Origin of the sequence: Deinococcus aerius, from assembly GCF_002897375.1 — a bacterium.
In the GTDB taxonomy this organism is placed as follows: Bacteria; Deinococcota; Deinococci; order Deinococcales; family Deinococcaceae; genus Deinococcus; species Deinococcus aerius.
Genome location: NZ_BFAG01000001.1, coordinates 422,699 through 435,727 on the forward strand (window position 1 = coordinate 422,699; position 13,029 = coordinate 435,727).

A 13,029-nucleotide genomic window follows, 5' to 3' on the forward strand; every position below is an offset into this window, starting at 1 on the left:
GCTCCAAGGCCTCCCGGACTTCTGGGACGGTGGGGCCGCTCTCCAGGTGGGTGAGGTTCAGCGCACCCCGTTCCAGATGACCCTCAAAACGAGCCCCGGGAAGGCTGGGGGCCGACACTCCATCGGCGCTTCTCGCCGAAGAAACGACCCTCTTTGCCCCCTCGCTCGCCCGGCCCTCACGTCCCCCCTCTACCCTGCCGGGATGATGCGCCGCGCCGCCCTCCTCTCCGCCCTGCTGCTCGCCGCCTGCGCGGGCGCGCAGACCCTCGTGCCCCTAGACTCGCGCCCGGCGACCCGGGTGCTGCCCGCCCTGATCGCGGGCGTCGGCGGGAAGGCGGTGCGGGTGCCCGGCGCCGACCTGCTGGGGAATGCCCAGCGCGGGGCAGACCCGGCGGCGCTGGCGGCCTGGCTGAACGCCCAGCCGACTGGCGGACCCCTCGTCGTGGCGCTCGACGCCCTCGCCTACGGCGGGCTGGTGCAGTCGCGGACGAGCCCTCTGACCGCTGAGGAGGCCCTGGCCCGCCTCCAGCCCGTGCGCGACTGGCAGGCGCGGACGGGGCAGCCCGTCTATGCCTTCATCACCCTGCCGCGCGAGCCGGACGCCACGAACCGGGAGCGGAACCTGGCGGTCGTGCGCGGGATGATCGGGTGGGCGCGGGAGGGCGTGTTCAGGGAGTTGCACGTGACCTGGGACGACGCCCTGCCCGGCAGCCCCGCCCCGGCCGAGGGGGCCGAGTTGGCGCAAGCGGCCCCCGCCAACGTGCGCGTCTACCCCGGCGCCGACGAGGTGCTGGCGATGCTCGCCGCCCGGGCCCTCGCGCCCACCGAGAAGACGGTGCGCGTGGAGTACAGCGACCCGGTGAAGGCGCGGGGAGTCATCCGGTACGAGGGCATTCCCCTCACCGAGAGCGCCGTGAACCACGCGCGGGCCAGCGGCTTCCGGGTGGTGGACTCAGGGCCCGCCGACCTGACGCTGTTCGTGTACAACGGCGGGGACGCCCGGCAGGCGGCGGTGCGGATCAGCGGGCTGCTGCGGCGCGGCGCGGTCGCGGTCGCCGATGTCGCGCAGGTCAACCTGGGGAACTCGCGGCTGTGGACCGACCTCGCCACCCTGCGCCAGCACGCCAACCTCCGCGCGCTGGCCGCCTGGGGCACGCCGGGCAACAACCTGGGCACCGCGCTCGCCCACGCCCGGATGGCGCTGGAGGGGGCCGACCCGATCCGTCAGGACGCCCTGCTGGCCCGCGAGTACGCCAACGACGTGATCTACAGCGGCGAGGTGCGCGCGGCGCTGCGAAAGGCCATCCCCGAGGCGGAGCTGAACACGCCCGCCGGGCAGGCGAAACTGCTCGAACTCGCCCGCGATTACTTCCCCCTGCGGGTCGGCCTGACGTACAGCCTTGACGACGCCACGCTGCCCTGGGGCCGCTCCTTCGAGTGGGACTTCGACCTGAAGGGGAAGTGAGACGGGTTCGGGCCGCACCACCAAGCTAGCTACTGGAGCACTGGACAAAAGAAGATGTGCCCCCTGGGCGCGGCGAAGGGTTTCTACCCGAGCCCGGGAGTGCTTCGCGTCGCTCAACGGGCAAGATTTTTGCGCCCAGTGCTGTGGACCTCCCGGCAGGCGACGGGAGACGCTGAAGTATGGCCGAGCTTGCCCTGTTCTTCGCCCTGTCTCCAGAGGGCTGGACAGTCCTCGCCCTGCTTGTCGGCGGTTTGCTGTTCTTGGGCCTGACCTACCTGGTGCCGCGCCGCTTCTGGGGCTGGCTGCTCCTGATCGGCTGCCCGCTCCTCGCCTTCGGTCCTGTCGCCGCCGCCCTACTCCTGGACCGGATGTGAGATGGGTGTCCCCGGGCGTTTCTCCACACTCAGCAGCAGCGCCGCCCCAATCACCAGCCCCGCCCCAAGCAGCGCGGTGGGGGAGAGGCGCTCGCCGAACAGCAGGGCGGCCAGCCCCGCAGCGACGACCGGCTCCAGGCTGGCGATCACGCTCGCGCGGGTGGCGGGCAGGTGCCGCAGGCCCGCGCTGTAGGCGAGGTAGGCGAGGTACGTGCTGAAGACGGCGATGGCGGAGAGAGAGCCCCACGCGCCGGGCGTCTTGGCGCTGAAGCTCACGAAGGGGAGCAGGCAGAGGGCGCCGACCGGCAGGGCGACCGCCAGCAGCGCCGTGGGCGAGTAACGGGTGAAGAATGCCTTTCCATACAGGTAGTACAGGCTGTACGTGAACCCGGCGGTCAGGCCCCACCCGAGCGCCGCGCCCGTCACGTTCACGCCCTGCCCCCCGCCCAGGCTGATCAGGCCGATGCCCACCAGCGTTCCGGCGACGGCGGCAAGTTCCCGCGCGCCCAGCCGCTCGCGCAGCACGGCCCAGCCGAACAGCGCCACGAAGGCCGGGGCGGTGTACAGCAGCACGCTGGCGAGGCTGGCGCCGCCCGCCCGAACGGCGAGCTGGTACGAGCCGTAGAACACGCTCACGCCCAGGACGCCGAAGCCCGCCGTCACCAGCAGGTTGCGCCCCCGGGGAAAGGCCGCGCGGGTGACGAGGGCGTGCGCCGCGTACAGCCCGCCCGCCAGCACCGCCCGCCAGAAGGCGACCTCCAGCGGCGAGACGCCCGCCGACTGGGCGTTCTTGCCCAGAATGCCCAGCAGGCCCCACAGCACGGCGGCGGTCAGGATCAGCCCCGGCGCGGGCACCCTCATGACCGCCGCCACAGCCGCAGGGTCGCCAGGCTCACCAGCAGCAGCCCCACGCCGCCGACCGCCGCGAGGATGAGGGGGCGGGTGTCGCGCGTCTCCCCCACGGCGGGAAGCGTGCCCCCCGTGAAGGGCGCCGTGTCCCCCGAGGGCAGCAGCACGTCCACCGGCACGGGGGCGTCCGCCCGGCCCGCCTGGAGAACCGTGGGGCCGGGCGTGGTGCCCGGGCGCAGCACCCCGTCGGGCGTCAGGGGCGAGTACACGCTGCTCGTCACCCAGTAGGCGTACTCACCCGGTGGAACGGCGGCGTCGATCACGAGGTCCGTGCCCTCCACCCGCACGGTCGGCGTGGGGAGGGCGGTCAGGGAGGTGGGGCCTTCCCCGTTCGCGGCCACGCGCTCCAGCGTGCTGCCGAAGCCCGTCACGCGCAGGTGGTAGGTCCACCCGCCGCCCGCCGCGTTCAGCCGCAGGTGATCCAGCCTGCGCTGCCCGCCCTGGGCGCTCCCCACGAAGATGTCGGTCACGTTCGCCGAGAAGCCCGAGGAGGCGTTCCAGGGGTTCTCGATCCGGCCCAGCCCCACCCGGAAGCGCATGCCTGACCCCTGCGGCCCCGCCTCGAAGCGGCGCAGGTCCAGGGCGTCCGCGCTCACGGCGGGCCGGGTGGGCAATACGTACCCGCCGTCCCCCCGCGCGTCCCCGGCAGGATCGGACAGCGTCAGGAGCGCGGCGGTGAGGAGCGTCAGCACGCGCGCCAGCATAGAGCAACGGCCCGAGGGGTGAAGTTCTCCTGGCCGAAAGGGGGGTGAGTTTTCGGAACGTTCGGGGGAATGAAGGCGAGTGGCCCGGCGTTCAGGCCGCGCTCCGCATCCAGGCGATCATCGCCAGCAGGGCCTGTGCCAGCGCGGCCGGGTCGTGGCGGGCGGTCTGTCCCGCTTGCAGCAGGGGAGCGGTCCGCACCCGGTCCCGCAGGTCGGGGCTCGCCCCCCTCAGGTCGAGGACCTGTGCCCCCTCGGCGGCGTAGCGGGCCTGCACGTCGGGGGGGATGGGCGTGCTGTTGGTGAGCACCCAGTTCGGCGCGCGGCCCAGATGCTCGGTGATCGCGTTCACATGATCCTCCAGGCTCAGGCCGGTGGTCTCGCCGGGCTCGGTCATCAGGCTGGCCACGTACACGACGGGCGTGCCCGACTCGCGCACCGCCCGGGCGATGTCGGGGACCAGCAGCGCCGGGAGGATGGAGGTGAAGAGGCTCCCCGGCCCCAGCACGATGAGTTCCGCCTCCCGGATCGCCTCCAGCACGGCGGGCAGGGCGGGGAGGTCGGGGGGATCGAGCCGCACGTCTATCACCCGGGCCTGACCCACCTGCCGGGACAGCTCGCTCTCGCCGCGCACCTCGCGCCCGTCGGACAGCCGGGTGATGATCGTGGCGGGGCGGGTGGTCGCCGGAAACACCTGACCGCGCACCCGCAGCACCTCGTGAATGTCGCGCATCGCCCCCTGAAGGCCGCCCTGTTCCTCGCTGAGGGTGGCGAGGAGCAGGTTGCCGAAGGTGTGCCCCTCCAGCCCCTCCCCGCGCCCGAAGCGGTGCAGCAGCAGCCGCGCGAGGACCGGGCTGTCGGAAAGCGCCGCGTAGCAGTCCGTGAGGTCGCCCGGCGCGATCATGTCGAGCGACTCGCGCAGCCGCCCGCTGGAGCCGCCGTCGTCCGCGACGGTCACGACGGCCGTGATGTTGGCCGTATGGACCTTGAGCCCGCTCAGCAGGTTCGAGAGTCCGGTGCCGCCCCCCACCGCCACGATGCGCGGCCCCCGCGAGAGCGTGCGGTTGGAGTAGATCACGTCGAGCGCATTCTCCGGCGCGGTGCCCGTCGAGCGCAGCATGGAGCGGTTGAGCATCACGATGGAGAGAAAGGCCCCGCCCAGCGCGAGGGCCATCACGGCCATGCCGACCCCGTACAGCGGCATGATGTTGGGCTCGGTCAGCGCGTTGAGCCACAGGATCCAGCGGGTGGCGACGAAGTGCAGCGGCCCCGTCCAGGTGAAATGCAGGAAGCCGACGGCGCCGATCAGCGTGCAGAGGACGAACAGCACCAGCCAGCGCTTGACCCCCATGCCCGGTGTGAGCCACATCCGCGCCCGGCGGCCCCCCGCCCGCATGGCCGCCGTCCGGCCCCGCCGCGCGCCGCTCATCCGTGTTCCCCCAGGCCCATGTCGCGGTGTTCGGGGGAATGCGCCCCCAGGTCCGCCAGGTCCCGGGCGAGCCGCTCGGCCACCGCGACCGAGCGGTGCCGCCCCCCCGTGCAGCCCACCGCCACCGTGTACCCGCGCCGCCCGGACTGCCGTGCCCGCTGGGCCGCCAACCGCACGAAGTCGCGCAGCTCCCCGTAGAACCCTTCGGAGGCCTCGTCCTGAAAGACGTACTCCGCCACGTCCGCCTCCAGCCCCGTGTGGGCGCGCAGCTCGGGCACCCAGTGGGGATTGGGGAGCGAGCGCACGTCGAGCGTCAGGTCCGCGTCGCGCGGCGGCGTGTGCTTGAAGCCGAAGCTCAGCAGCCGCAGGGCGAAGTCCTGTTCCAGCCGGAAGAGCCGCAGCACCCGCTCCGAGAGTTCGGCGGCCGTCAGGCGGGTCGTGTCGATCACCGTGTCCGCGATCGCGCGCAGCGGGGCCAGTAGTTCCCGCTCACGCGCGAAGTCCACCATCAGCGCCTCGCCCAGGGGGTGCACCCGCCGGGTCAGGTTGTACCGCTGGAGCAGCACCTCCGAGTGCGCCTCCAGGAACAGCACCCGCAGGTCCTCGCGGCGCCGGGAGAGCCGCGTGTAGGAGTCCTCCAGCGCCCCCAGGAAGTCCCGCGTGCGCGCGTCGGTGCTGACCGCCACCCGCGTCAGGCCCCGCGCCGTCGCCAGGTCGTGCATCGCCCCCCACAGCTCGGGCGGCAGGTTGTCGGTGATGAAAAAGCCCGCGTCCTCCAGGGTGCGCAGCGCGGTGCTCTTGCCACTGCCCGACAGGCCCGAGACGATCACGAACGGCATGGGGGCAGTGTAGCGAAGGGCGAGGCGGGGGGAGAAAGTGGGGCTGCCTCCCGGTGGGGGCAACGTGAGGGGACAAAGCCGGGGAACGGTGCCAAAGACACGCTCCCCACCCGATCCCCTCGCAGGTCAAACTAGAGCATCTGACATAAGAATTGTCATGCTGAGCGCCAGCGAAGCATCCAAAAACGCCATCTATCAGGCCCTTCGCTGCGCTCAGGGTGACAAGCTTTCTTGTGTCAAATGCTCTAGGAACAAGAGAGACAAAAACCACGCCTGGAACAGCAGAAAAAGCTCCTCCCCCTTGAGGGGGGAGGCTGGGAGGGGGTGAACGGGCTCGCCCTGCGGCGCGGCGTGAATGGGCGACAGGGCATCTTGCCCACGTCTGCGCCTGCTCCGTCGCCCCCTCACCCCGGCCCTCTCCCACGAGGGGAGAGGGAGAAAAGCTGTGCTTTCATCGCATTTTCTGTCATCAGGGGGCGGCGTGCATCACCCACACGGCGCAAGTTCTTCCTGGCAGAGATGCCCTTGCCCGCCTACCGCACCTTCGTCCCGCTCGGCAGGTCCAGCCCCGTCCCCACCAGGTCGAGGTTGCCGTGCTCGTCCTCGGCGGCGAGGATCATGCCCTGCGACTCGATGCCGCGCAGCTTGGCGGGCTTGAGGTTGGCGACCAGGATGACCTTGCGGCCCACGAGGTCCTCCGGCGCGAACCACTTGCGGATGCCGCTGACGACCGTGCGCGTCTCGTCGCCCAGTTTCACCGTCAGTTTGAGGAGCTTGTCGGCCTTCTCGACGGCCTCGGCGGCCACGACCTCCGCAATTCGCAGGTCCACCCGGGCGAAGTCGTCGATGGAGATCACGGGCTGGGTGTCGGCGGGGGTGTCGGTGGGCTGGGGAGCAGGTTGCTGGGTTTGCGTCATGGTCTTCTTCTCTTTCTTGAGGGCGGGGGTGTGGCGGGCGCTGCTCTCGGCCCCGTTCGTCGCGGGCTGGGGCGCCTCGGCTTTCGGCAGTTCCGGTTTGGGAAACAGGATCGGACCGCCCACCACCCGCGTTCCGGCAGGGGTCAGGCCCCAGTTCCCGGTCAGGGCGTACGACTGCCCGCCCAGGCCAAGCTGCTCGCGCAGTTCGCGCGCCTTGCCGGGAATGACCGCCTCCAGCGCCACGCTCGCCACCCGCAGCCCCTCGGCGGCGGTGTAGAGCACCGTGTCCAGGCGCCGCGCCGTATCCGGCGACTTGGCGAGGTTCCATGGGGCGCTTTCGGCAATGTAGCGGTTGAGGTCGCGCACGAAGTTCATCGCCGTCTCGACCGCCATGTTCACCTTCAGGTCGCGCGCCAGGCCCAGCACCTCGCCGGGGAGGGCCAGCGCCGCCGCCTCGATCTCGTGCTCGCGCTCGGTGAGTTCGAGGGCCTGCGGGATGATCCCGTCCCGGTACTTCTGAATCATGCTGACCGTGCGCGAGAGGAGGTTCCCGAGGTCGTTGGCGAGGTCTGAATTCAGGCGCGAAACCAGGATGCCCTCGCCATAGGGGCTGTCCGCGCTCAGTGTGGCTTCCCTCAGCAGCGTGTAGCGAATCGCGTCCACCGGGTACTCGGCGACCAGCTTTTCGGGGTCGATGGCGTTGCCGAGCGACTTGCCCATCTTGCGCCCGTCCTCGGCGAGGATGTGGCTGTGAACCACCAGCTTGCGGTAGAGCGGCAGCCCCGCCGCCCGCAGCATGGTGGGCCAGAAGACCGCGTGCGGCTTGAGGATGTCCTTGCCGATCACGTGCCACGCCTTGCCGATGGTTTCTTCCCCCATGCCCAGGCTGACGGGCGCGGAGACGTAGTTCAGCAGCGCGTCGAACCACACGTAGGTGACGTGGTCGGGGTCCCAGGGGAGTTCGATGCCCCAGGGCACGCGGCTTTTCGGGCGGCTGATGGAGAGGTCGCCGATAGGCTCGCGCAGCATCTCCAGCACCTCGTTGCGGTAACCCGCGGGCTGGATGAAGTCGGGGTTACGCTCGATGTGTTCCAGCAGCCACGCCTGATACTTCTCCATGCGGAAGAAGTAGTTCGCCTCGCGCCGGGGCTCGGGCGGGTCCTTGTCGCCGGGGTAGCGCCGCACGCCGTCGGGCCCCGCCACGAGTTCCTTTTCGGTCACGTAGCGCTCGGCGCCGACCGAGTACAGGCCCTCGTACTCGGCGAAGTAGATGTCGCCCGCGTCGTACACGCGCTGGAGGATGTCCTGCACGTAGCGCTTGTGGCGGCCCTCCGTCGTGCGGATGAAGTCGTCGTAGCTGATCTCCAGCCGGTCCCACAGGCCCTTGAAGGCGCGGCGCGAGAGGTCGTCCACGAAGGTCTGGGGCGTCTGCCCGGCTTTCGCGGCGGCCTTGGCGATCTTCTCGCCGTGTTCGTCGGTGCCGGTCACGAAGGTCACGTCGTACCCGGCCAGGCGGTGGTAGCGGGCCAGGGCGTCGGTCAGGATCTTCTCGTAGACGTGCCCGATATGCGGCGCGCCGTTGGCGTAGTCAATCGCGGTCGTGATGAAAAAGGTTCTGTCCCCGGTTTCCGGCTGTCTCGTCATGCTCGGCCCCCCGCCCGGCCCGTCCCTCCGAGGAGAAACGCCGGGCAACCGCTCAAAGATACGGAAAAAGAGAAACGAAAACGCGGGGCGTCCTCTCCAGGCACCGCCCCGCGAACCCCGATCACGTCAGGAGCGCGGGGGCATTCGCATCATCACGGTGAAAGTGATGGTCATGGCCCCAGTGTAACGGTTGGCAAAGCCCGCTGCATCTGGAACCTGGCGTAGGGCGGGAGTACGGTGAGAGGGTACGGACAGGCAAGGAGACGGAGCCGGCGACAGGGGGCCGTTCGCCGCTGGCCGTCACCTCCGCCGAGAAGGGGGCAATATGACCAGCTCGCCACCCCGGGACCTTTCAGACCACAAGTTGCCTTCCGAGAATCCGCCCGCCGAGGACACGCCGACCCACGGCCTCGCCCCCGGAGCCCCCGGCCTGCCGCCGACCTGGGCGAGCAGCGACAAGGACTTCGTGACGACCGCGCTGGGCGGTGCGTCCCGGCTGTGGGTCACCGGCGGCCACGGCGCGCTGAATGAGGTGTACTGGCCCTCCACCGGGCAGCCGCAGATCCGCGACCTGACCTTCTACCTCATCGGCGAGTCGGGCTGGGTGGACCTGGCGCGGGCGCGGCGGTACGTGTTCTCGATGCCGGGGCCGTACCTGCCGCTGCCGACCATCCTCCACTGGGGCGAGGACTACGAGTTGTCGCTGGAGGTGCTGCCCGACCCCACCCGCGACGTGCTGCTGGTCCGCTACGCCCTGACCGGCCCCTACCGCCTGGCAATGGTGCTGGCCCCCCACCTCACCTCCACCGGGCACGGCAACGCGGCCTGGGTCGAGGGGCAGCGGCTCCTCGCGGTGAGCGGCGACCGCGCCCTCGCATTGCTGGCGGGTGGGCCGATGACGCACCTCAGCGCCGGGTACGTCGGTTTCTCGGACGGCTGGCAGGACCTGCACGCGCACGGGCGCCTGACCTGGGCGTATGAGAGGGCCGAGAACGGCAACGTGGCCCTCTCCGCCGAACTGGTGGAGCCGTCCGGCCTGCTGGCGCTCGGTTTCGCGGAGAGCGTGCAGGGCGCTCAGGGCCTGGCCCGCGCGAGCCTGGCCGAGGGGGACGAGCCCGCCCGCCGCGCCTTTCTCCACGCCTGGGAGGACTGGGGAAGTGCCCTGCGGCTGGGCGGCTCCAGCCCCGAACTGGAGGCGGAGGCGGTGCTGAGCGCGACCGTCCTCAAGATTCACGAGGACCGGACCTACCCGGGGGCCCTCGTCGCCAGCCTCAGCATCCCCTGGGGGAACCACACCGACACGCTGGGGGGCTACCACCTCGTCTGGCCGCGCGACGCCACGCTGGCGGCCTTCGCTTTGATCGCCTGCCACCAGCGGGGGGACGCCCGGCGGGTGCTCGCAGGCTTCATCGCCAACCAGCAGCCCGACGGCCACTGGTTCCAGAACTACTACCCCGACGGCCAGCCCTTCTGGCACGGCATCCAGCTCGACGAGACGGCCTTCCCGGTGCTCCTCGCCGCCAAACTCCGCGAGGAGGGCGAGCCGGAACTGGAGGGCACCCGCGACATGGTGCGCCGCGCCCTCGCCTTCGTGGCCCGCACCGGCCCCACCAGCGACCAGGACCGCTGGGAGGAGAACCCCGGCGTCAACCCCTTCACCCTGGCGGTCGCCATCGCCGCGCTGGTCGCGGGGGCGGGGTGGCTGGAGGAGGACGAGCGCCACTACGCCCTGGGGCTGGCGGACGACTGGAACGAGCGGCTGGAGAGCTGCTGTTACGTGACCGATACGCCGCTGAGCCGCGAGCTGGGGGTGGAGGGCTACTACGTGCGGCTCGCGCCCCCGACCCGGGACGGCGCCCTGACCGGGGAGGTCATGCTGCAAAACCGCGAGGGGAAGACGGTCGAGGCGTCCGCCCTCGTCAGCCTGGACTTCTCGTACCTGCCGCGCCTGGGGCTGCGCTCGGCGCGCGATCCCCGCATCCGGGGCACCGTGCGGGTGGTGGATCACCTGCTCGCCGAGGAGACGCCCACCGGGACCTTCTACCACCGCTACAACGACGACGGGTACGGGGAACACGATGACGGCTCGCCCTACGACGGGCACGGGTGCGGGCGGTTGTGGCCCCTGCTGACGGGCGAGCGCGGCCACCTCGCCCTCCAGGCGGGGGAGGACCCCGCCCCGTACCTGGACGCCCTGCTGCGCTGTTCCAGCCCCGGTGGGCTACTGCCGGAACAGGTCTGGAATGGCCCGCCCCTGCCCGAGTGCGGCCTCTTCCCGGGCCGCCCCAACGGGAGCGCGATGCCCCTGCTGTGGGCGCACGCCGAGTTCCTGAAACTGCTCCGGGCCTCCCAGACCGGCCGCCCCGCCGAACTGCTGCGCGAGGTGGAGGAACGCTACGCCGAGCCGCTTCCCGCCGAGGTCCGGCACTGGCGCCCCGCCGCGCCCGTTCCGCAACTGGAGCCGGGCCTGCTGCTGCTGATCGAGGACGCGCAGCCCTTCACGCTCCACTCCGGCTTCGACGGCTGGCAGGACGTGCGGGAGCGGGCGGCGCTGCCCCTACCCTTCGGCCTGTGGGGGGTCAGTTTCAGTCCCGCCGACCTGGAGGGCCACCATCGGCTGAACTTCACCCGGCGGAGCGAGGCGGGATGGGAGGGCCAGGACCACGTGATCCGGCTGGGCCAGGACACGCCCCGCACCTCCCTTCCGGCGCGGAGTGGGGGATAGGCGCCCCTCCCCGCCTGTCCTGGCCCCTAGAATTCCCGGTGTGATACGGCTTCCGCTCCGTTCCGTACTTTCCGGGAAAGCGCCGGAAAGTTCTCCACTCCGCAGAACCCGTACTATCTCCTTCTCCCTTCGGTCGGGAAATATCCGTGAACAGCTACGGATATTTCCGGAGTTTTTGTGATTGCCTACCTGAGTGGCGTGGTGCGCGAGGTACGCGACGCCAGCGCCGTGATCGTCGCCGGGGGCGTGGGCTACGAGGTCTTCTGCCCCGCCTCCACCCTAGGGAAACTGAGCCCGGGCCAGCCCGCCGAACTCAACACCCGCTTCGTGGTGCGCGAGGATGCCCAACTGCTCTTCGGCTTCAGCGACGCCGACAGCCTGCGCCTCTTCGACCTGCTGACGGGCGTGAGCGGTGTGGGGCCGAAGCTGGGGCTGGCCCTGCTCTCCGCGATGCCCGTCAGCGCCATCGCGCAGGGCCTGATCACGGGCGACGTGAAGCTGCTCTCCAGCGTCTCGGGGGTGGGCAAGAAGACCGCCGAGCGGCTGGTGCTCGAACTCCAGAACAAGGTGCCCGACCACCTCGCTGCGCCGACGACGGGGGCGAAGGCCGCCCCGGTCAGCAGCACGGCGGGCCGGGACGCCATCGAGGCCCTGCTCGCCCTCGGCTTCCGGGAGGGGCAGGTGCGGAGCGTGGTGGCGGAGCTGCTCGCCGCCGACCCCGCCCAGAGCGCCGACGCGCTGATCCGCAAGGGTTTGGGGAAGCTCCGCTAGATGACGATGACGCACGGCCAGCCCGACAGTGTGAGCATCGAGGACGGGGTTCAGGACAGCCAGGCACCCTCCCCCCCGCCCACCGACGAGCAGCGGGTCACCTGGCTGGAGCTGTTCTTCGACCTGATCTTCGTGGTGGCCTTCGACCAGCTCGCCAAGCGGCTGGGGGACACGCCGAGTGGGGCGAACGTCGGCCTCTTCCTGCTGCTGTTCACGGCGGTGTGGTGGGCCTGGGCGGGCAACACGACGTTTGCGGCCCGCTACGGCAACGACCGCCGGGTGTACCGCTGGGGCAGCCTGCTGCAACTCGTGACGCTGGGCATCATCGCGCTGACCGAGCGCGGCGACCTCGACCAGACCGGTCAGGCCTTTGCCCTCGCTTACGGGGCCAACCGCCTCATCCTGGTCGGGATGTACCTCGTGACCCTGCGGCGCGACCCGGACGCCGCCGTCTTCGCCCGTCCCACCGCCGCCGGGTACGGGCTGGGCGCGCTGATCTGGCTGGGAAGCGCGGGGCTGGGGGGAACGGCCCAACTCGCCCTGTGGTGCCTGGCCCTCGGGGTGGACCTGCTCACGCCGCTGTTGATCCGCGAACGCCACGGCGCCGCCCTGCCCCACCAGGAACACCTGCCCGAGCGCGTCGGGCTCCTCCAGATCATCGCGCTGGGCGGGGTCGTCAACGAGGTCGTCACGGGGGGGCGGCAGCGGGACCTGACGTGGGATTCCCTGGGGGCCGCCCTGTTTGCCATCGCCGCGGCGGTCGCCCTGTGGCGGCTGTACTTCGACCAGGCCCGCGCCCTGCCCGTGGCCCTCGCCCACCGGGTGGGCCGCGTCAGCGCCTTTCTCGCGTGGCTGTACGGCCACCTGCCCTTCACGGTCAGTGTGGTGATGCTCGGGGTGGGCCTGGGGCACGGGATCGGCGACACCGACCCCGCCCACGACGCCGTGAACCGCGCCCTCGTCGTCTGGCCGCTGGCCGGGGCGCTCCTCACCCTGGCCCTGCTGCGCTGGAATGCCCGGCGCCTCACCGTGCACCGCGCGCGGCCCGACCGCAGCCTGCTGGCCCTGTCCCTCGGGGCCGCCGCTGCCGGGGGCCTCGCTCTCAGCGGGCTGGGCACCCTGCCCCTGCACGCCGCCGTCGCCGCCCTGACCCTGGCCCTCGCCCTGATCGTCGCCACCGATCCCCTCACCCGGCGCCTGGGGCAGATCGAGGAGCGGCTGGGCGCGTCCGGTTCACCGATCTGAAGCTGGGACG

The 13,029-nt window shown here is 71.2% G+C and carries 10 protein-coding genes; 5 read left to right on the plus strand and 5 right to left on the minus strand.

All coding sequences use genetic code 11. From position 1 onward, the window contains the following. Nucleotides 1-205: 205 nt before the first annotated feature. Nucleotides 206-1,465, plus strand: coding sequence for a DUF4127 family protein (locus DAERI_RS01935; protein WP_103127774.1), 1,260 nt, complete (start codon nt 206-208; stop codon nt 1,463-1,465). Between the two features lie 179 nt (nt 1,466-1,644). Next, nucleotides 1,645-1,839: a hypothetical protein gene (locus DAERI_RS01940; RefSeq protein ID WP_103127775.1), complete on the plus strand. Its 195-nt coding sequence runs from the start codon at nt 1,645-1,647 to the stop codon at nt 1,837-1,839. Here the strand turns inward: DAERI_RS01940 and DAERI_RS01945 are convergent. The 5 genes from DAERI_RS01945 to metG all read right to left on the minus strand — a co-directional run bounded on the left by DAERI_RS01945 (nt 1,819) and on the right by metG (nt 8,278). After that, a complete protein-coding gene (locus tag DAERI_RS01945) occupies nt 1,819-2,700 on the minus strand; it encodes a DMT family transporter (protein WP_103127968.1) in 882 nt (293 codons plus the stop codon). The genes DAERI_RS01940 and DAERI_RS01945 overlap by 21 nt on opposite strands. After that, complete coding sequence (locus DAERI_RS01950) at nt 2,697-3,440, minus strand: glucodextranase DOMON-like domain-containing protein (RefSeq protein ID WP_235610179.1); 744 nt, start codon at nt 3,438-3,440, stop codon at nt 2,697-2,699. Before DAERI_RS01950 ends, DAERI_RS01945 begins: the two co-directional genes overlap by 4 nt. A gap of 103 nt (nt 3,441-3,543) precedes the next feature. Further along, nucleotides 3,544-4,878 (minus strand): gluconeogenesis factor YvcK family protein, encoded by a 1,335-nt coding sequence (locus DAERI_RS01955; RefSeq protein WP_103127777.1) that lies wholly within the window; start codon nt 4,876-4,878, stop codon nt 3,544-3,546. Next, nucleotides 4,875-5,717 carry an RNase adapter RapZ gene (gene rapZ, locus DAERI_RS01960; protein WP_103127778.1) on the minus strand — a complete coding sequence of 281 codons (843 nt, stop codon included), beginning with the start codon at nt 5,715-5,717 and terminating at the stop codon, nt 4,875-4,877. Before rapZ ends, DAERI_RS01955 begins: the two co-directional genes overlap by 4 nt. A gap of 533 nt (nt 5,718-6,250) precedes the next feature. Beyond that, nucleotides 6,251-8,278, minus strand: a complete 2,028-nt coding sequence (gene metG / locus DAERI_RS01965) for a methionine--tRNA ligase (RefSeq protein WP_103127779.1) — start codon at nt 8,276-8,278, stop codon at nt 6,251-6,253. 325 nt (nt 8,279-8,603) lie between these two features. On the opposite strand from metG, the gene DAERI_RS01970 reads away from it, so the two are divergent. The 3 genes from DAERI_RS01970 (at nt 8,604) to DAERI_RS01980 (ending at nt 13,019) form a co-directional block, all read left to right on the plus strand. Further along, entirely contained in the window at nt 8,604-11,003 is a 2,400-nt protein-coding gene (locus DAERI_RS01970; RefSeq protein WP_103127780.1) for a glycoside hydrolase family 15 protein, read from the plus strand. 177 nt (nt 11,004-11,180) lie between these two features. Further along, nucleotides 11,181-11,774, plus strand: a complete 594-nt coding sequence (gene ruvA / locus DAERI_RS01975) for a Holliday junction branch migration protein RuvA (protein ID WP_103127781.1) — start codon at nt 11,181-11,183, stop codon at nt 11,772-11,774. Beyond that, nucleotides 11,775-13,019 carry a low temperature requirement protein A gene (locus DAERI_RS01980; RefSeq protein WP_235610181.1) on the plus strand — a complete coding sequence of 415 codons (1,245 nt, stop codon included), beginning with the start codon at nt 11,775-11,777 and terminating at the stop codon, nt 13,017-13,019. It abuts the gene before it with no gap. Nucleotides 13,020-13,029: the final 10 nt, after the last annotated feature.